Origin of the sequence: Nocardia iowensis (assembly GCF_019222765.1) — a bacterium.
Taxonomy (GTDB): domain Bacteria; phylum Actinomycetota; class Actinomycetes; order Mycobacteriales; family Mycobacteriaceae; genus Nocardia; species Nocardia iowensis.
In genome coordinates this window covers 1,085,009-1,107,328 of sequence record NZ_CP078145.1, presented here as the reverse complement: position 1 = coordinate 1,107,328, position 22,320 = coordinate 1,085,009, and the positions used below count along the sequence as shown (strand labels likewise).

At 68.6% G+C, this 22,320-nt stretch carries 1 protein-coding gene (running past one end of the window); it reads right to left on the bottom strand.

The features are described from left to right. Positions 1-22,320, bottom strand: partial view of a sigma factor-like helix-turn-helix DNA-binding protein gene (locus KV110_RS04915; protein ID WP_218473823.1) — the 5' portion only. 13,467 nt of this gene lie to the left of the window's left edge; 22,320 of the gene's 35,787 nt are visible here — the first part of the coding sequence; it begins with the start codon at positions 22,318-22,320; its stop codon lies beyond the left edge, outside the window.

Sequence of the window (22,320 nt, the reverse complement as noted above, 5' to 3'; positions counted from 1 at the left end):
CTGCTCGGGCGCGAGATCGCGCGGCACCGAGCGCCACAGGCCATCGGTGTCCTGCCAGAAGGTGACCTCGGCTCCCCGCCACGGCCCGGATTCGACCACCGCCCGCCAGGTGTCGGGTGATGACTCGTTGTACGTCAGTCGCACCACGTCGGTCGAATCGACTCGGGCGGACAGGTAGTGGATCTGCGCGCCCGGCCGAGTGAGTGCGTCGCGCAGCTCGGGATGCCGATCCAGCGCACTGGTCAGCACATTGTCATGACCGATGCCCTCCCAGTCGATGATGATCGCGCGCGGCCGTTCGCCATCGACCAGTCCGACTCGCGAGGTCAACGCGTGACCGCCCGCGTCGGCGATGTAGCCGCGTGCGACGGCATCGAGCTGGCCTTCGAACTCGAAATTCGGGCTTTCCCAAGCGAATTCCAGCTCCGGCCGACCAGGTTGGCACACCTCGTCCGGAGTTGGGTGTCCGCCGACCCGCTCGACCGGTCCCGGACGCGGGGCATCCGGCTCGCCACCCGCGCCGGAGCGCGGGTCGAAACTCATCCGCTGTTCCGGACTGCCGCCCTGGCCTTCCTCGGGGAACGTCGGGAAGAAGCCGCTGGTCGGGTCGTCCTTCATCAGTGCGTCCAGCCGCGCGGTCAGGCTGTCCATGTCACTGTTCCCGCCGCGTGCCCGCCGCTCCTGCTCGGCCTTGGCCTCGCTCACCAGCAGTGCGTGGGCGACCCGCTCGCCGTCGGTCGCGGCGTGGCCATTGTGCGTCACCGCCGCGTACGCCTCCGGCAAGAGTTCGACCGGGTTGAGGACACCGTCGGAGTCGAAGCTGTACTTGCTGAACTGGGTGTGCACCCAATCCATGAACGCGCCCATGTCATCGGACTTGAATTCCATCCGGTAGTGATGGAACAGCTCGTACAGCAGTTCATTACGGGCGCCGTGGGCTCCGGCGTTGTCGACCGCGTGCCCGAACTCGTGCACGATCAGCCCGTACACCGGACGGTCGGCGGGACCGACGGTGAAGCCGTCCGCCACTCGCTTGGCCCACATCCGCTCGAGCAATTCGGGCCGAATCGCGTAGCGCGAGTTCAGCGTGATCGAGTGGGTGTATATGCGACCGTTGTCCACCCGGATCTCGGTCAGCGCGGGCATCAACAGCTCCAGCGGCGCGATGCGCACCTCACGCAGATCGACATAGGGATGCTCGGCGAACCCGCGATCGATCGCCCTGGCGTATTCGAGCGCGGTCCGCACATCCAGCCGCGGATTGTCGAACCCGACCGCGGTGACCCCATGCTTCGCGGCCAGTGCCTCGCCTACTTCGCGCGCACTCTGGTAATCCGCTGAGTCCCAATCGGTTTCGGGCGTCGAACGATCCGCCACCGAGTCGGCCTGGTCCTCGGCCCGATCCCGATGCTCCCCCGGCTCCGACGCGTGGTCGCGAACCCCGCTCTCGTCCGGATGGTGCGCGCGTCCGCCGGGCCCTTCCGGTCCTTCGGCGAGCTGCCGCAACAACCTGTCATAAAGCACCTGCTGTGCGTCCGTCGCGGCGTCGCCGTGGAAGACCACCGCGACACCCGCCTCGCTGTAGGCCTCGCCCATGTCGAGCACACCGCGCTCGTCGAAGCTGTAGCCGGTGAGCTCGTCGCGCAGCCATTCCTCGAAGTTTTTCGCGGGCGCCCGATCCCGTACCTCGTCGTACTTGGCGATGAGCTCGCGCAGCGCCCCTTCGCGGTCGGCGCGCAGCTCGTCGGGTGTGCTGCGCAACCCGGCGGCGTTCTGCAACGCGTGGAACGCTTCGTGCGTGACGTCGGTCTGTATCGGGTTGCCCGCATCGCCGACCAGGAACTTCCTGGCGACGGCATCGGCCATCTCGCGCGCGTGCAGTTCCGGGTTGATCGCGAATCGCTCGTTCAACGCGATCCACTTGGTGGTGATCGTGCCGTCGCCGTGCTGCCGCCACGCGGTTTGGGCGTAGACCTCCTCCGACATCGGGATGATCATGATCTGACGGGGGTCGATCTCGGGGAACCGCTCCATCATCTGGCGCAGCGTCTCGTCGAACTCACGCACCGTCTCGGCCCGCACGCCCGGGATGTCCAGCCCGACCGGCTCGATGCCGAGATCTTCGCGCAGCCGCTCGCCGATCTCCACCCGCGCCTGCAGATCCACCGGATCCTCGGCCCGCGTGACATGCGGGTTGTACGCGCCTTGGTCATGCCACAATTCGGCCTGATCGACCAGGACCTCGTGCAGCACCTCCTCACCCTTGGTCGGGTAAGGCCGGTCCCCTTCGACGGCGGCGAACGACTGCACCAGCGCCTCGCGCACATCGAGCGCCCTCGTGTCGGTAAAGCAGCTGGCGTCGAACTGACGCTCCAGCCACTCGGTGAACGCGGGCTCGCGGGCGGGCCCGTGGTTCTCCTCGAAGTACCTACGCAACTCCGGCAGTGCCGCCGTCTCGGCGCGCCACCGTCCGGCGTACACCATCGCCTCGGCGAACGCCTCGACGGCGGTGCTGTACACCCGCCCCTCCGGCAGATTCGGCGCCGCGAGCAGCTGCCTGCGCAGGCCGATCGTTTCGGTGAGCAGCCGCGCGTTCGGCCCCTCACCGTCGATGCCCATCAACACGGAGATGTCGGATTCCATTCGCTTGACCGCGATCTCGCGCACCGTCACCTCGGGATAGGCGACGAGCATGTCGTGCATGGCCTGGACGTACTCGCGCACGTTGTCGAGCACGAGCGGCGATCCGTCGAAGCCTTTGTGGTCGATGCCGTGGTTATCGGTAAAGGCGTCGAGGAGTTCCCGCGTGGTGGCGTAGTCGTCAGCGGCCCAATCGGCGAGCTCGCGGTTCGGTTCCGCGTGCTCGGGTGGGACCGAATCCGATTCCCTGCCCTGGATTCCGCGCTCGCCCGGCTCTGGACGCACCTCGGGTGCGTGCCCGGTCTGCTCGGCGAGCAGCCGCATCATCCGGTTGTACAGCACCTGCTGCGCGTCGGTTGCCCGCTCCGGGTGGAACACCATGGCGACGCCCGCCTCGGCGTATGCCTCGAGTGGATTGAGTTGGCCGCGCCGGTCGAAGCTGTAACCGCTGAGCTCGTCGCGCAGCCACTGGTGGAAGTCCTTCCCCTGGACCCGGCCTCGGACTGTGTCATACCGCTCGAGCAGTTCGTTGGTGACCGCCTCCAGTTCGGCCTTCAAGATCTCGGGGGTGTTCCGCAATCCGGCGGCATGTTGCAGCACGTGGAACGATTCGTGCGTCAGGTCGGTGCGGATCGGGTTGTCCGGCGGGCCTTCCATGAAGCCGCGCTCGGCGTCCTCGATCATGCTCTTCCGGTGCAGTTCGGGGTTGACCGCGTATCGCTCGTTGATGGCGATCCATTCGGTGATCACTCGCCCGTCGCGAATCGCCCAGCGGGTGCTCGCGTAGGTGCTCTCCGGCATCGGTAGGACGAGGATGCTGCCCGGTTCGATGTCGGGATACCGCTCGACCAGGGAGCGCAGCGTCGCGTCGACTTCCCGGACGGCACCGAGATCGACGCCCGGCAGCTCGAGTTCGACCGACTCGAGCCGCAGATCCTCGCGCAGGCGAGCGCTGATCTGCGCCTTCGCTTCCCGCACCGCAGGCGCGTCGACCTGCCCGACGCGCGGATTGTCCGCGCCGTGACCGCGCCACAACTCGGCCTGCTCGACCAGCACGTCATGCAGAATCCGGGCACCGACGGGGACATCCGGCTTTCCGCTGGCGACCAGCGCGAACGATTTCACCAATGCGTCGCGCACATCGAACCGTCCGGACCGATCGAACGAACCAGGGTCGAACTGCTCGCGCTGCCAGTCGCCGAAGGATCCGCCCGACGGCCCGATGTTCTGCTCGTAATAGCGGCGCAGCGCGGGCAGCGCCTCGGCCTCGCCGCGCCATCGTCCGGCGTACACCATCGCCTCGGCGTACGCCTTGGCGGCGTGGCCGCGCACCATTCCCGCGGGTGCATGCTCTTGGGTGAGCAGCCCTTTGTTCAAGGCAATCGATTCGGTGAACATCCGCGCACCGGGGGAAGTCCGTCCGTCGGCGCTCTCGATGCCGAGCACCACCTCGGACTGCGGCCCCAGCAAGAACTCGACCCCGATTCGGCGCACCTCGGTGTGCGGGTACGCCACCAGCATGTCGTGCATCGCCTGGGTGTACTCGCGGACGCGATCGACCACGAGCCCGGGACTGTCGAATCCGTCGAGCGGGATGCCATGAGCCTCGGTGAACGACTCGGCGAGTTCTTTTGTGCTCGAATAGTCTTTGGACTTCCACTCCCGTACGGGGTCCCACTCACGCGGCGGTAGGTGCGCGTCGCCGTCTCCGGTGCCGACCCGCCGGTCCTCGCTTCCGCGGGTGCCCGGCTCAGCCGCTTCGGCCAACGGGTTCGAACGGGCAGTGGATTCGCTTGGGGTGCCAGTGGTTTCGGCCGCCGTGCGCTCGTGCGGGAGCACCACCGCGGTGACGATCCGGCCGTCCTCGACGGTGAACCTGCCGTGCAGTTCGGTCAGCGGTGGGCCGTCGTGGGTCGCGCCATCGACGAGCAGCTCGGCACGGAACGTTCCCCGGGAAACGTCGAAGGTGATCAGCGCTTCCCGGAAACCCAGGAAACGACCCGTCAGCGGGTACCACGCCTTGTACACACTTTCCTTGGCCGAGAACAGCACTCGATCCCAATGCACCCCGCTGGGCAGGGTGGGGTCGGCCAACCAGTGCTGCTCTTGCGGCAGCGCCCGCTGCGTCACCGCGTCGGGATGCATCGGCGCGTTGTATTCCACGTCGACGCCGAGGGATCGGACGTCCTGCTTGTCGGCGACCACGGCAAGGTAGTAATCGCGGGTGTGCGAGATGCTGCCGACCACATGCTCGGGCCACAGCGGTTCCCCCTTGGTGCCCTTGAGAATCGGGAACTCGACGATGCCGAGCTGTTCCAGCGCCCGGCGCGCGACCGTACGCCCGTTGCTGAACTGACGTTCGGTGCGCTCCCCCTTGTCCGCGATCAGTTCCCGCTCCGCGGGCAACAAGGTCGCGGCCGGATCGTGCCCGATACTCTCCGCGACACGCGCCTCGGGCAGCATCCGCGCAACCGCGGCACCCGGCCGGTCCGGCGGCAGGCCCGCCCCATTCGCCCGGTGTTCGACGCCACCCTCGGACTCGTTGGCGCGCTCGGCCTTGGCCAGCTCCGCGTTCAGTCGGTGGTAACTATCGGCACCGCCGACCAGTGCGTCCAGTTCGGTCAGCCGCTCGGCGACCTCAACCGCTCGCTCGTATCTCGACGGGTCGGGTATCGCCTCGGGTCCGCGTCGCTCGAAGAACGCCATCGGGTCTTCGCGAACGCTTCGGCGCTGGGCCAGGTCCGGTCCGAGGATGTCGCCGAGTTCGGCGCGCAGGGTGTCCCGCTCGCCACGAAGTTGCTCCAATGTCGGTGAGCCGGGAACCAGCTCCGCCGGAGACAGCTCGTGTACCTCGGCCAAACCCTCGATCAGCTCGCGTGCCTGATCACGCTGCACCCGAAGCTGTTCCGGATCGACCGAGCGGGTGACCTCCGGCTCCTGCACCCTGGTCGGCGCATCGGCGGGGCGTCGCGCGGCCGCATTCGAGTGCTCCGGTGTGCCACCCGGCGACCTGGCGGCTGAGTCGCTTGCCGACAACACCGCATCGACACTTTCGGTTCTGACCACCGCGGCCTCGCCGAACTGCGACGTCAGCCGCTCGTGCAGTTCGCGCAGCGCTTCACGGGCCCGGTCCCCGGCGAAACCGAATTCGGCGTTTTCCAGGCGCACCTTCGGGCCATGTGCCTCTTCGCCCACCTTGACGGTGACCCGACCGGGCGCGGCATCCCCGACCGGGTTGAGTGTCAATGTGATCGACACCGCGCCGGGTTCGCGTGTCTCGCCGGTGACGCTCACCCAGAAGTGGTCGCCGTAGCCCGCGAAAAGCTTGCTGCTGTCGACCCGTCCAGCGATCACGTCGGCAAGCGCGGGCGCTGCCCGATCGGTGCGCCACAGCAAGCCTTGGAACTCGCCGTTCCGGCCGGCCGCCGAAAGATCGGCGCCGAGGCCGATCAGCGTGGAACGGGACTGCGCGAGGAACTTGTGCTCCGCGGCCGAGCCGAGGAAGTCGCGGCTGTAGGAATTGACCTCGACCACGACGCCGTTGTCGATCTCCACCAGCCCGAACCCGGTCACCTCGACCTTCCGGTCGTATGTGCCGTGCAGAGCCCCATGGGTGTCGTGCGACGAGTGCCGGAAGTCCGACGGGCCGGTCGTCACGAAAGCGTCACCCCGAGCGGCGCTGTTGTAGAACGCCCCGCCCGGACCGAGAACCTTCCCGTCAGAGTTCACCTGAAGCTGGTGGTGCTTGCTCGGCCTGCCGTGCCACCGGTCATACATCCCGGGATCGTCCGGCATCGTCGTCGCGTAGCCGTCTCGATTCCGCTCGACGGTATCCGACTGCCGCCCAGCAGGTTCGGCGTCCCGCAGGGATTCCCCGGCACCGCGCTCGCCTTCGGGATTCACCGCGGCGAACTCGTCGCGACGCTGCCGGAGGTCGGCGACGATGGCCTCGGCGAATTCGCCGAGTTGGACGGTCCTGTCGTTACGGCCGGTCAGTTCCAGTGGGCGCGTGCCGCCTCGGAAATCCTGGTCCCAGAATGGGTAGACGGTGAGTTCGGCGGTTTCCTCGCCGAATCGGACCGGGACGATGGAGCCCTCGAGTTCGACCCGGAGCCCGTGTAGTCGGCCATGGTTGATGCGGGCCGCGTGGCGCAGTCCGGCCTCGATATTGTTCGCCGCCACGTCGTGGCTGGCGCCGAGCGGGTCGAGGGGCGCGAGCGCCTTGGCCAGTTGCGGAATTCGACGGGAGTCGACGGCGATCGCCACTTCATCCGGAACATGCACCGGCACATGCCGAATCGGTTCGATCGCGGAGCGGAGCCAGGCCGGCGGCCGATTCGCCTCGGACAGCTCGAACACCTGATCGCCGACGGTGCCCCGGAGCGTCCGATCGCCGCGGGTGCCGCTTTCCTCCAGCGTGACGATGACCTCGCCGACCGGTCGCTCCAGCGCCGTCGCGACGCGATCGGCGACCTCTAGCCCGGCGGTGTCCACCTTGTCGGCCGGCCAGTCGGACAGTCGCTCGCTCACCCAATCCCAGGCGCGGCCACTCGCGCCCAGTTGCTCACCCTCGGTGCGCGGCCCGGTTTCGGTACCGCGAACCACCAGCTCCGAATGCCGAACCAGGTTCGTGCCGGGTTCGTCGGCCCGGATGGAAGGTTCTTGTGCGGCTTCGGTTCCCGTCTGCTCCTCGCCGATCGGACGCGCCGCCTCATCGGACCGAGTCGATGGACGGTCCGTCCCCGGTTGCTCCGCGTTGGCTGCCGCACGCTGAGCGTCGAGGACGGCAGCCCGCTCCTCCGGCGACAGCATCTCCAGCACGTCGTCGGTCAAGAACGCCGCCGGATCGGGCTCGGGCTCGCGGACAACCTCGGACTTGGTCTCGGGAGCCGCCTCGCGTTGCGCCTCGAGCATGGCCGCTCGCTCCTGCGGCGACAGCATTTCCAGGACGTCCTCGGTCAAGAACGCGGCCGGATCAGGTTCGGGGCGTTCGGCCGGGCGCGCGCCGGTTTCGGCGGGCTTTTCCTGGATCGTGAACCAGACGGTCTTGCGGAACTCGCCGGACTCGTGCACGACGACACCGGCGTCATCGGAGAGCTGATTGCGGAATCCGGTGCCGCGCCCGGACTCCGCCTCCACACCCGCCTCGCGTTCCCGCGGAAGCTGCGCGCTGTGATCGGAAATCCCGACTCGGATCGTCCGATGCGGGGCCTGCCCGCTCACGACCGCCTCGAACAACCCGTCGGTGCGGGCGTGCCGCGGCACGTTGCCGACCAGCTCGGAAGTCAACAGCACCGCGTTGTCGACCTGGTCCGGATCGGACCAGTCGCGCATCAGATCCCGGACCGCCTGCCGCGATTCGGCGCCCGCGGTCGACTCCCCCTCGATGATCGGGACCGTGGCCCGACGCACCGGCTCCTGGCCCGCAACCGCATCCGGAGCCCGGGCGGGATTGGCCGGATCGGAATCCTGCTGGCGCGGTGTCTCGTCAGACGAGGCGCCGATACGAAGCTGATCGTCCGGCGTCCGGATGTTGCGGTCGCCGACGCCCTCGACGACCTGACCGTCCTTCCAGACGATGGCCCAGGTCTGCGCGGTCTCGTCGCGGGAGCCCCCGGTCAGTTCGGCCAACGACAGCACGCGGCCGTCATTGGTGCGGAACCATTCCCGGCCTTGCTGGTCGGTGCCGAGGTAGATCACTTCCTTGGCATCGACCAGGAATCGCGATGCACCCGCGGCGTTTTCGCCCAGATACTGCACCGTGTAGCTGTGTGCGCCGATATCGTGCCCGTTGCGGGTGGTTCTGCGCTCGAGCACCCAGGCCGTCGGACCGCGTCCGTGCTTGCCAAGGCCCACCTGCTTCATTCCGTCGATCAGGTTTCCTTGCGCGGAGGCCGTCGCGTCGGCGTGGAATCCCTCCAGCTGCGCCCCATTCAGGTGCGGGCGGGTCTCGCCCCAGGTCGTTCCGGCCGCGTTGCCCGGCCGGACCCGCGGCAGCGTCGCCACCGTGCCCTGCTGATCGATGAGCCGTCCGATCGATTCCGGCACACAGTTGTTCGGAATGAGATGGGCTTCCAGCTGAGCGATGTCCTCGGCGGTCCGCAGCACCTCGGCACGCAGCTCGGCGTGTATCTCGGCCAGCTCGGCAGGGTTGCGCAGCCCCATCTCGGGGAGCTTGCCTCCGGTGAAGTCGCTGTAGACCTTGGCGATGTCTTCCGGCTTCATCCCGGCCAGGTCGACACCGGCGAGCCGCAGCCAATCCCGCAGGGGCGCCGGGATTTCCGGTAGGTTCAGCGTCCGGTTGAGCAGGTCGGCGCGGAACCGGTCGACATCACCGAGCACCCGCGAGATATGCGCGGGCGCGTCGGCGTGATGCACGGGCAGATCGCCCTCGGCAATGCGCGGATCCCAAGTCGCCAACTCGGGCCGGGCGCGCAGGTCGGCGACCATCGAGTCGATCTTGGCCGCGGACTTCGGGCTCGCCGTCTTCAACGCTTCGATCTGCTTGTACAGCCCGTCCAGCGTGCCGTCCGGGTTGGCCCGCAACGCCTCCGGATCGATTTTCAGCTGGTGCAGCAGGTCCTGTAGCTCGTGGAACCGCCCGACCTCGATGCCGGTCCTGGCTTGATCGGCCAGCGCCTCGATCTGCAGCGCCCGCAGGCCGTTCTCGGCCCGCAACCGGGAAAGGGTGTCGTTCAACCGATGTGGCGCCAGGTCCGTGCGCTCGAGACCAAGTCGGGTAACCGCCTCGAGCAAGCGCGGGACGCTTCGCTGCGTCGGCGCCATGCCCGCGGCAGGCGGCTCCACCCGATCCGGGACCACGCGCCAGGGACCGTCGCCCTCGCGAACCGTCGTCGCGTTCAGTGTGCGGCCACCGACCTCGCCGGAGAAATGGCGCACCTCGGGCGCAGGCAGGGTGACCACGTGCACCTGGCCGGTCCGGTCGGCCCAGACCATGTGGTATTCGACCTGCACGGCACCGCGGGTGACCGCCTCGGCGAGGCGGGCGTTGGCGGGGTCGGCCAGCGTATCGGCAAGCAGGCGATCGTGTTTCGATCCGTTGTCGACGATCAGCAGCCGCTCCGGCGGGCCCGCCACCCGGCCGACGTGCGCGGGCTTGTTCGGGTCGAGCGGCACCCCGCCCTGCGACTCGATCCATTCCGCGCCCGCGCGACCCGCCATGGTGTCGGCGAGTGTGTTGAATTGCTCGTCGATCGGGCGGTATTCGGCGGCCTGCCGTTCGAAGGCGGAGACCGCCTCGGCGAACGCGCGCTCCTCGGCATGCAGCGCCGCCAGCGTCGAGTTCAGGTTCTCCGGACGCAGCTCGGCCCGGTCGAGGCCGAAAATCCCGGCCCAGTCGGCGAATTGCTGCCGGACCTGGTCCCGGCGCAGCTGGTTCTCGAATACCCGGACCACTTCCGGGTCCTGGTTGAACTTCAGGTCCCACCAGCGGCGGGTGCCCGCGGAGTTGTTGGCAACCCGCTTCTCGGTGTCGAGGCGCTCGAAATCCTTGCCCTGCTCGCGCGCGATCTCCTTGGCGAAGCGCTCCAACGGGTTCGGGTTGGTTTCGCTGTGCTGCCCGAGGTAGCCGAGGTGCGCGTCTTCCTGGTGATACAGCAGCGCCGAGTCGCGCAACGCCTCGATGGCGCCGACATGGCGCAGCGCCCGGTAGTGCGCCCGGTCCAACGCTCGCTGCACCGCCTCGGGGCTGAGGTCGGTCAGCTCCTCGCCGACCTTGCGACTCGCCTCGTGCAGTGCCTCTCCCGCCTGCTGCCGTCGCACGCCGGCATCCCACAGCTGCTGGCCTTCTCGAGCCAGCTCAGCGCGAACCGCGGCGTCGGGCTCATGCGTGCGCGCGCCCTCGACCGGGGCCACCACGTCACGCTCGGTACCGGCACGTTCCCCGGCGGCCGGTGCGGCGACCTCGGGTCGCTGCTGCTCGCTCGGCGGATCGAAGCGCCCCTCCAGGCCGAGTCGCTTCATCTCGGCGTCGAACTGCTTCAGCTGTTCTTTGTCGATATCGCGCCAGTACTTGTACTCGTTCCCGGCCTGATCCAGCACCGGCGGGAGGTTGTACGACTTCTCTCCCGCGGTGCCCATCACGAAGTGGAAGAACTTCTCGCGATTGGCACTGTTGAACTTCAACACCTGCAACGCGAAGAACGCCGGATCCCACGTCACATCCACCGCAGGCAGCTGCAGCCCGGCCTCGACGCCGCTGCCGACCTGCCCGTACAACTCGGCATTCTGACCCGAACCGAGTGGATGCTGCGGAATCTGCTCGTGCCCACGGTCGCGCAGCCGATCCCACAGCTGGCCCAACCGAGATCGGGCGGGTTGCGCCTGCGCCTGTTCCGGTACCCGCGGCGCGTCCAATAGCTGTGCGGGCTCGATGCGCCAACCGCCCGCGCCATCGGGCGTGAGGACGACCGGCACCAGTTCGTCGCCTACCCGGAGGTCCATTCGGAGGTTCTCGTCGGCCCGGGCCGTGACCGGCCCCGGCTGGGTCTCGGCCACCTGTGCCGCATCGGCGAGTTTCGCGACTGTCGCCGCACGCTCCAGGACTTCGGCGCGCAACCGGTCGATGGTGTCCTCGATCCGGCTCGGCTGCAGCTGGTCCTGCGGTACCTCGAGCAGCCGCGCCCAGGTATCCCGCACCGCGGCAATGCGGTTCGACAGGTCGATGTCCGAGGCGTGCGGGAGCCGACGCACCGCGGTCGCCAGCGCCTCGACCGCGCCCGCCCGCAGCACGGTCCGGTGGCGCTGTTCGGCGATGGTCTCGGCCAGCCGGTCCGGCACGAGCTCCGCGCGGGGGACATCGAGGTGGCGGGCCAATTCGTCGCGTACCGACACCATCGACTCGGGCCGCGGTTCCGGGTGCGTGGCACCGGAAGTCCGGGCCTCGGGATGCGTGCCGAGCCGCGTGCCGTCGGCGTTCGCCAGTCGATCGCTCGGATACCGTTCGCCCGCTTCCAACGGCCGGTAGTCCGCGGGGAACCGCATCGGGTTCGGCTCACCCGCCGGATGCGGTTCCAGGAAGCCGCGGGCCAAGGCCATCCGCGCGACATCGGACAACTCGCGCAGCGGTTCGCGCACCACCCGCAACGCATCACCCAGGTCGAGCCGCTGGGCGAGTTCCTGCACGTAGCGACGATCGCCGACCCGCTGTCGAGCCGGTGGACTGCTATCGGAATGCGAGGCGATCTCCTCGAAGTGCTTGATCACCTCGCGTAGCGGATCGCCGACGCGGCCCGCGCCGGTGTCCTGGCCGATGCGCAGATTCGCGTCCGGCGGCGGCGCGTGCGGATCGCCGCCCTCGATATGCACGGATTGTCCGTCGTGCCAGACAGCCGCCCAAATCTCCCTGGTCTCCTGGCGGGAGGCACCGGCCAGTTCGGCCATCGACTTCACCTGACCGTCCCCGGTCAGGAACCATTCGCGGCCTTGCGCGTCGATGCCGAGGTAGACCACTTCCTGACCGTGGGCCAGGAATCGGTGCATGCCGCCCGCGTTTTCGCCGAGGTACTGCACAGGGTAGGAGTGCCCGCCGACGCCGTGGGCGTCGACAGTGGCCCGCCGTTCCAGCACCCACGCGGTAGCGCCACGGCCGTTGCGGTCCAGCCCGCGCTGGATCATTCCTTCGGCCAACCGGCCGTGACCCGAGGATGCCGCGTCCGAGACGAATCCCTCGACCTGCGCGCCATTGAGATGCGGTTCGGTCTCGGCCCAGGTCCGTCCGGACAGGCGGCCAGGATGGACTTCGGGCACGGTCACCAGCGGACGACCCTGTAGGTCGTTGACCTGGTGCAGCGATTCGGGCACACAATTGTTGTAGGTGATCAGATCGGCCAGTTCGGCGATCGCGACCGCGTCCTCACGAACCGCGGCCCGCAGTTCACCGAGCACTTCGGCCAGCTGCTCGCGGGTCTGGATACCCTGCTCGTGCAGCTTCCCCGCGACGACGTCGCTGTAGATCTTCGCCACCTGTTCCGGCGTCTTGCCGGTCAGGTCGACGCCGGTCAGCCGCAGCCAATCACTGTCGGGTCTGGGGACTTCCGCGAGGTCGACCGGGCGGTCGCGCAGATCGGCACGGAACCGTTCGGCGTCGCCGATCACCCGCTCGATGTGCGCGGGTGCGTCCGAGCGGTGCACCGGCATATCGCCCTCGGCGATGCGTGGATCCCATTCGGAGAATCCCGGACGCTCCCGCAGCTCCTTGACCAGACCGTCGATCGTCGCGGCCGACTTGGGATCCGCCTTCTTCAGTTCCTCGATCTTCGGACGCAGCTGGTCGAGCGTCTTGACCGGGTCGGTCCGCAACGCGACGGGATCGGCCTTCAGCTTGTGCAGCAGATCCTGGAGATCCTGGAACCGGGCGATGTCCTGCCTGGTACTGATCTGATCGGCGATCGCCTCGATTCGCAAGGCCCGCAAGCCGTTTTCGGCGCGCAGTTGGGACAGCGTTCGTGCCAATCGGCCGGGCGCGAGATCCGCCGGAGTGAGGTGGAGCCGATCGACTACCTGGGCCAGCCGGGCCGCGCTGCGCGGCGTCGCCATCGCGGCGGGCGTGGGCGCGGGCTGCGCCGGATCGTGAATGACCCGCCACGCACCCGAGCCGTCGCCGACCGCCGTCACCCGCAGCGTGCGGCCCTCGACAGTACCCGAGAAGTGCCGCACCTCAGGCGATTCCAGCACCACCGCGTGCACCTCGCCCGCGCGGTCCGCCCAGACGGTGTGGTACTCGACCTGTACATCACCACGCGTGATCGCCTCGGCAAGACGGGCGTTGGCCGGGTCGGCCAGCGTATCGGCAAGCAGCCGATCGTGTTTCGATCCGTTGTCGACGATCAGCAGCCGCTCCGGCGGGCCCGCCACCCGGCCGACGTTGTGCGGATTGCGCGCGTCCAGCGGCTCGCCGTGCTGCGACCGAATCCATTCCGCGCCCGCGTCCTGCGCCATCTTCTCGGCTAGGCCGTCGAATCGGTCGGCGGCGGAACGATATTCGCGTGCCTGCGCCTGGAACTCGTCCACCGCCCTGGAGAAGTTGCGCTCCTCGCCGAGCAGGCCGAGAACGGTCCGGTCCAGGTTCGACGGGTGCACCTCGGCCCGATCGAGGCCGAAGATCTGGCTCCAGTCGGAGAGTTCGAGGCGCACCTGGTCGCGGCGCACGACGTTCTCGAACATCTTGACCACGCCGGGTTCGCGGTTGTAGTTCAGATCCCACCAGCGGCGGGTGCCCGCGGAATTGTTGGCGACCCGCTTCTCGGTATCGAGCCGCTCGAAGTCCTTGCCCTGCTGCTGGGCGATCTCCTTGGCGAAGCGCTCCATCGGGTTAGGGTTGGTGGCGCTGTGCTCGTCGATGTAGCGGACGAATCTGTTCTCGCGGTCGAATCGCAGGGCCGCTTCCCGCATGGCCTCCACCGCGCCCACGTGGCGCAGCGCCCGATAGCGCGCCTGCTCCAACGCCCGCTGCACCGTTTCCGGGTTCAGATCGGTCAGCTCGACACCGATCTTGCGGCCCGCCTGATACAGCGCCTCGCCCTCGCGCTGACGCGCCAACCCGGCGTCCCAGAGCTGCTGACCCTCCCGCGCGAGATCCGCGCGCACCCCCGGCTCGGGCTGGTGCGTCTGCGCACCCTCCACCGGTGCGGGCACGTCGCGTTCGGCGCCGGGCCGCTCGCCTGCCACCGGAGGCGAGGCCACCGCGGGCCGTTCCTCGGCGGGCGGGTTGAAACGGGTGTCCAGCCCGAGCCGCTTCATCTCGGCGTCGAACTTCTTCAGCTGTTCTTGGTCGATATCGCGCCAGTACTCGTACTCGCGACCAGTACGGTCCAGCAGCGGCGGCGGGTTGTGCACCTTGTCGCCGACCGTGCTCATGACCAGGTGGAAGAACCGCTCGCGGTTACCGCTGTTGAACTTCAGCACCTGCAACGCGAAGAACGCCGGATCCCAGGTGGTATCCACCGCAGGCAGGTGCAGGCCCGCCTCGACCCCACTGCCGACCTGACCGTACAGATCGGCGTTCTGACCCGAACCGAGCGGATGCTGCGGAATCTGCTCGTGCCCACGGTTTTTCAACCGTTCCACCAGTTCCCGCAGCTTCGACTTGGTAGCGGCTGGGTCCGATTCGGTCACGCGGGGCGCGGGCAGTCGGTCGGCGGGCTCCACCCGCCAGCCGCCGCTGCTGTCGGGTACCAGTCGCAACGGCAATTTCTTGCCGTGCACGTCCAGATCGACGCGCAGTGGTGCGTCCGGCCGTGTGGTCCCGCTCTGCTGCACCGCGTCGGCGAGGTGGGTGATCGCGGCCGCCCGGTCCAGCGTCTCTTGGCGCAACCGCGCGAGGGTGTCGGCGTAGCGACTCGGCTGCAGCTCCGGCTCGCGCACACCGAGCAACCGCGCCCAGGTATCCCGTTCGGCGGCAATGCGATTGCTGAGATCCATATCGGAGGCATGCGGCAGTCTGCGCACCGCGTTATCGAGCGCCTCGACCGCGCCCGCCCGCAACAGCGTCCGATAACGCTGATCGACGACCGTCTCGGCCAGCTTGCCCGGAGCCACCTCCTCGGCACGCAGATCCAGCCTGCGAGTCAACCCGTCCCGGACCGTGTCCATCGACTCCGGACGCGGTATCGGATCCGGTCGTACCGAACCCTGTGCGCCCGGCCCGTTTCCGATCGCTTCCGGAGCGGCCGCGGCCATCCGGTCGACCGGATGGTACTCACCATCGCCGAGCGGGCGGTGGTCGTCGAGCCGCATCTGGCGCGGCTCCGCGCCAGATGCTGGCGGTTCGAGGAAGCCGCGGGCCAGCGCCTTGCGCCCGACATCGCTCAACTCGCGTAACGGATCACGCGCGTTGACCAGCACGTCGCGCATGCCGAGCTCGTCGGTCAGCGCCCGCGCGTACTCGCGATCACCGGCCCGCGCCGGTGGATCGCTGCCGGACCAGACCTCCGCCTGCTCGAACGCGCGTTCCGCCTCGCGCATCGGGTCGCGCCGTGCCTCGCCCACCGGGTCCTGGCCGACACGCAGCTTCGATTCCGGTTGCGGCGCATGCTGATCGCCTGCGGGCAGGTGTACGACCTCACCGTCGTGCCACACCACCGCCCAGGTCTGCGCGGTCTCCTTTCGTGACCCACCGGTCAGCCGGGCCAGCGACTGGCGGACCCCGTTCTCGTCGAAAACGAGCTCGCGGCCCTTGGCGTCCCGGCCCGCATAGATGACCGTCTTGCCGTCCACCTCGAGTACGTGTGCGCCGGAACTCGTTCGCCCCAGGTAGGTGGCGGACCAGGAGTGCCCACCGATCTCGTGGCCGTCGACGGTCACCCGCCGATCCACCACCCACGCCGTCGCCCCGCGACCGTTCTCGGTCAGCCCGCGCGCCATCAACCCCTCGATGATGTGCCCGTGCGCCGTCCCGGTCGCGTCGGTGGTGAATCCGTCGAGGCGGGCCCCATTCAGCCGCGGTTCCACTTCGCGGAATGGCAGACCCGCCCGGTTCTTCGGATTCGGCTGCGGCGGGTCGACCACCGGCCCCTGATGGTTCGTCACCTGGTTGAGCGAACGTGGTACGCAGTTGTTCTCGTACTGCTCCAGCGTGAAACGCCGCACCGAGGGCGGCTTGTGGCCACCCCGCTTGGTGATCTCGATCTGCAGCCGCTGTTCGCCCGGCGCCCCGGTGACCTTGCCGGTGACCTCCACCCCGCCGAGGGCGAGATCGTGGTCGCCGCGGTAGTTGCGGGTCGCCTGCCGGACCAGCTTGGTGACCGCGCGCTCGGCCTCGGCGATCCGCGCCTCCGGCCAGCCATTCAGGATTTCCCGCACCCGGCTGCGAGTGGGTCCGAGATACTGCAGGCCGTAGTTCAGCTGTTGCCCGAAGCGCCGAGTCTGCTCGGGTCGAGGCACGATCGGTGCCTGTTCGTGCAGGAATGGACGGGTCAACTCGCGGCGGCCGGTCAGCTTGGCGATCGGCCCGCGCTCGGCCCGCTCGCCGGTCAAATGCGGCCGGTTGGCATCCCAGTTGTAGATCTTCTTGGCCTGGTCGTGTGCCTGTTCCCAGCTGAGTTTCGGGTTCTTGGCCATCAGCGTGCTCTCGAGCAGCGCGGACTCGAGCCCGATTCGGTCCTGGCGCAACGGATTTCCGTCGGCCATCCGGTTCCACAGTTCGGCGACGTCGGCGATCCGTTCCACGTGCCCGCTGCGCATCCACAGGTCGCGGACCTGCCGCAGGTTAGCGATGACCTCCTCGCGCGGGCGCGGCGTGCCATCCGGATCGAGCAACCAGGTGGAGCCGTCGGGATGCTTCGGCAGGCGCGAGCCGTCGGGATCGCGGACCCACGGTTCCTTGCCGCCGTTTCGGTCCCAAGCCTTCGCGTCGCCGCCGGAGTAGCGGTTCGGATCGCGCAGCGCGTTGTCGGCGATCTTCTTGATCAGGGCATCGTCGTTGTGCAGCCGATCGCGTTCGTACCGCTCGTATTCGGCGTTCGTCCAGCGCTGCAGGTCCGCGTATTCGCGACCCTCGTTGCGCCAGCGTTCGGCGAGCGAGCTCGGGATCTCGACGCTTTCCACCGGCCGCGGCGGGATCTCCCGCGACGGGCCGATGTGCGGGGACACCGGCACCGTTCGCCTGGTGCCGGGTGTCTGCTCCTTCTGCAGCGGTTCCGGATGCCGCTGCGCGGGTTCGAACCACGGGTAGGTCCGGGTATTACGCAACGGCGGCGCGATGGCGTGGATCCATTCGCGGTTGCGCAGGTTCGGAATCCACTCGCTGATCTTCACCAGGCCCGAGGCGACGTGCGGGTGGTCGCGCAGGAACTCCGGCGACAGTCGCGGCGTGATCGGCTCGAACTTGGTGTGAGCGGGCAACCACTTGGTGGCGGCGAGCACGCCCTTGCCGATCCACGGGCGGTTCTGCACGAACTCGAGCGTCCACGGATGGCGAGCGGACTGGCCGATGATGCGGTGGGCGATGATGTAGTAGTGGAACGGGTAGACCCCGATGTTGTCCTGATAGATGCCGGGTTGATCGGTGCCCGCGAAATCCTTTGGGGCGAAAGGCGCGTGCTTCGCGGTCAGTACCTCGGGCGTCTGCCCGTGCGGGACCTGATCGAACAGCAGCCCGGACTGCCCGATCGTCTGCGTCAGCGAGTACTTCACCCAGTACGGCGGCAGCGCGTCCTCGAACTTGGCAGGGTACTTTCCGAGCTTCGCGTTGCCGGTGCCCTCCCGGTACTGTTCCAGGCCTGCCGTCGGGTGCGGATCGCCCTCGGTGACTCGCGCGAACTGTATGTCGAACGGCGTCTTGCCCGACTTCGCCACCGCGAGCATCCGGTCGGTCTGATGCCCGAACACCTGCTCCAACGCGTGGTAGTAGCCGCGCGGATTGGCATCGGTGCCGACCACGATGAGCCGAGCGGGCCCGGCCGAGCCGTCCGCGCCGATGTGCGGCGGCACGAGTCCGACGCGCTCCGAAAGCGGCAGCGCCCCTAGTTCGTCCAGTGACCGCAGCATGGTGCGGCGGCGGGTGAGGTCGCGCCCTTCCGCATCCACCCTGCCCAATTCATCGGCGATCGCCCGCAGCTCCCGGACCTGCTTGGCCTCCGGCGAGAGCTCCTTGCGAGTCGAGCCTGGCGATTCGGTTTCGCGGCCGCGCTCGACCTCGCGCACCGGGTCCTCGCGATAGCGCGGGCTCAGCTGTTCGGGGTCCGCCACCCGGAACTCCTCGGCCACCCGCTTGCGGGCGGCCAGCGCCTCCGCGAGCCGTCCCTCGAGCGTCTCGCGTGTCGTGCGTGCGGCGTCGTGCTGTTCGGCCAACTTGCCGTGCGAGGCTTCCAGCGTGCGGATCTCGCCGCGGATCTCGGAGATACCGCGCTGGGCGGCCTCGATCATTTCGTGCCGCTCGCGAGCGGCGAACGGGATACCGGCCATCCGGTCCTCGATGGCGCGCATGCCGGTCTGCACGAGGTTTTCGTCGGCCCGCAGCTCCGCGAGCTTGCGTTCCAACGCCCGCATGGCGGGCAACGGCTCGCGCTCGACAATGCCCGCGGCAGCGGTCTCCCGCTCCAGCGACTCGATCGCGTCGATCCGCTCCAGGTCGGCGCGCAGCGGTGCGACGCGCTCCGGATCACCGAGCCGCTCGCCCAACTGCTCGACCAGCCGATTCTCGCGGGCGCGCAGATTTCGCTCGGCCTGATCCAGCTGCGCCACCTCGCGGTCGAGCACGGTGGTGCGCAATTGATCAGCGCGCTCACGCGCCGACGCTGCCTGTCCGTCGAAGGTTTGCGCCTGCTCGTCCAGCCGCTGTGCCCGCTCGTCGAACGTTCGCGCTTGCTCGTCTCGACCCCGCGTACGCTCGATTTCCGCTGCCGTACGGGCGGTTTCGGCTTCGGTCCGCAGATTCTCGGCCTCGGCGCGGGCACGCATCTCCTCGCCGATCGTCGTTTGCAGTTCGCGCATCAACTGCCGGGATTCGCGGTGCGGCTCCGGCGCGGCACCGCGCTCCGGCGTCGCGCCAACGCGTTCACCGCCTGCCAGGACCATCGGTTCACGTCCGCTGCTGACGACCTGACCGTCGCTGTAGAGGATCGCGGAGGTCCGTGTGGCGTTCTCCCTCGACCCACCCGCCAGCTCGGCCAGTGAGTACGGACCGCGCTCGGGGGCAGCGTTGTCGATGAGCCATTCCCGGCCTTGCCGGTCGGTGTAGAGATAGCTGAAGTGCCTGTTTTTGACCTCGTATTGCCGTACGCCCGCGGAGTTTTCACCGAGATAGGTGACGGGAAAGGTGTGCACGCCGACGCCCTGCTCGTTAGGGGTGGCGCGCTCCTCGACGATCCATGCGGTGGCGCCGGGCTCATACTTGCTCAGCGTGTCGAGTATCAGGGCGTGGCCAGGCCCCCCGTCCTTGCCGAGGTAAACCTCTGGGATCGCCCCGCGCAGCAGCGGTTCCACCTCCGCCCACGGGACCCCGGCCCGATTGACGAGCTCCTGCGACGGCATATCGGCGACATCGCCCTGCTTCTCGCGCAGCTGCCGAATGGAGTCGAGGACACAGTGATTGAGCGCCGCTTCGGTTTGCGTCCGAATGCCGTCGGCGATCAGCGTGAATACGGCGGCCGGGCTGTCCGGAATCAGGTCCGTGAACGTCTCGGGCTGCCGGACGTGATCCCGCGACACACCGTCACCGCGACGCGGCTCGACGTCGGTGCCGCGCCGCTCGAGCTCGGCTGCACGGTGCGCCTCGGGCTCCGGACGCGTCGGCCTGGCCTCGACATCGGTCGGCTTGCCCTCGGGCGCCACCGCGGCGCCACGCGGCTCCTGATTCGCGGGACGCGATTCGGGCTCGGCAATGCGCGGCTCCGCGGTGCGCGCCCGGGAACCGTCGAAGTGCCCACCATCGGCGCGCTCCGGCTTGCCATCGAAGACACCGACCCGTGCGGGCTTGTGCTCCTGGACACTGTTATTCGTGGTGCGGTCGGTGCTGCCCGGCTCGACGACGCGTGGCACGCCCTTGTCGGCATTGGCGGGTGGCGGCACAGCGGGTGTCTCGCGGCTCGGGGCAGTGGGATCCGGCTGGGTGGGCCGATCCGGCTGGGTAGGCCTGGCGTCACGCTCCGAGACCGGCGGGAGGTTGGCACCCTTGTCCCCTGCCGCGCCCCGATCCGGCTGTGCCACAGTAAGTTCCGAGGCCGGTTTGGTTGCCTCGGGCAGCCGGTCGCGACCCGGCACGGGGGAATCGTCGGAGCGGGAACGCGAATTGTCCAGCGGCGCATCGTCGCCGCGCTTGCTCGGCTCGACCGGAGCGTCTGTCGGCTTGGTGCCGCTCTCCTTGGTACCCGCCGTGTTGTCCACGGGTCGCTCGGCCCCATTCGCCACGTCGGTGGGTCTGGTGCCTGTGCCGCGGTCCTCCGCCTGTCCGACAACGCGGGAGTCCTGGTCGAGGTTGCCTTGCGAGGGGGACTGCTGAGTCGGCTGGGCTGCCGGGGCCGGTGCGCTCTGTTGCCCCGCGGCGATACTGGCGCTACCCGCGGCGGTATTGATCGTGGGGCTGACACCGGCGCGGCCGGGATTGGCCACGGGACTGTTGGATTGCCCACCGGTCGAGGTGCCGCGCTGCGCGACACCTCGTTCCGACGACCCGGTGCTTCGTTCCGCGGGGAGGTTGGACCGGCCTTCCTGCGGGGGCGGCGCAGCCTGTGGCCGAGCACCCGAATCCGCTGCCTTCGTTCCGGAATCAGCTGAGCGGGAGCCGCTTTCGGCGTTTGTCGGCGCGCTGGCAGTGGGCTGTGCCGACGTGGTGGTTTCCGTGCGGGCCGACGAGTTGGCGAAGTCCTGTTCGAGTTTCTGGAGCTCGGCCAAGCGCTCGGCGCGCGACATCTCGTACCGGACGCCGTTGCTATCGGTCGAGTAGACGCGGGGAGCGTCTTTCAACTGTTGCGCACGCTGGAAGGTTTCCTCGTAACGCGCCCGCTCCACCGGGTCTTGCACCCGGTCGGGATGGCTGGCCCGCATGAGCCGGTCGGCAACCGGTGCGGCAGCCTCCTTCGCCGCCTGCTCCGAGCCGTCGAACGCCCCGCCAGGCCTGGAATGGGCGCCGTCCGAGATGGCCAGCCCCGTGCCGGGAGCGGCGCCCATGCCATGGTTGCGCATGGCGCCGAGCCCGCCCATGCCGATGCCCGCGCCGAGCATCTCCCAGTGGAACGTCTTGTCGACTTCGCTCCAGCTCTTGCCCTCGACGGCCATCTGCCAGCCCATACCCGACGCCCACATCGCCGGAACACCGGCGGCGCCACCCGCGCCCGCGGCGAGCGCGCGCTGGAACTTCGGCGACAGCCGAGATCCGTTGGCGTGGAACCGCTCACCGATTTTTCGGCCGATCGGCGCACCCAGCGCACCGCCCGCCGCCCAGTCGACGGCGGTGCGTGCGGTCTGCATGAGGTCGATGGAGCCGTGACCCGAAAGCGCCTGCGCGGTCTGGACCGCGAGATCGAGGGTCGTGCCGTGCGCCGCGCCACGGGCGCCACCAGCGAGGGCGGTTCTGGCCAGGCCCGCCTTGCCGGTCTTCTGCAATGCCCACTGGTCCAGCTTTTTCAGCGGGTTTCTCGTCGCGGCCTGGGTGCCTGCCCGCTTCAGACCGATCTTCTTGACGTACGGCATCACCAAGTTCTTCGTGGTGAGCCGCGCGGCCTCCCGCTCGAGCCTGCGCAGGCCTTCCTTGCCGAGGATCCCCATCCCGATCCGGCCGAGGGCCGCCGCAATTCCGGCGCCGATGGCGCCGTAAGGCCAGCCCTGGATCAGCAGCATGATGATCGTTCGGGCGGTCGCCGCGGCGAAGTAGGCCGAGATGGCCTGCGAGCCTTCGATCGACTTGCCACCGCCGGACACGTATTCGCCGAGATCGACCAGGCCTTCGCCATTCTTGCGAATCGTGAAGTCGCCGCCGAAATACTTGTCGAGCTCCTGGCTTATGTTCTGTACGCCGTCGCCCTCCGGGTACGCCTTCTCGATCTGGCGGAGCAGGATGTTGAGATCGTTCTCCAGATCCAGCAGCTGCTTGCCGACGTTCTCCAGCTCGTCGCCCAGGTCGTACATGGCGTCCGGATCGCCGTCCGGATACGCCATGCCGAAGTTGAGGGTGGTCAGGATCCAGGGCGGAATCCAACTCCAGATAGAGGTGAGCCAGGTCAT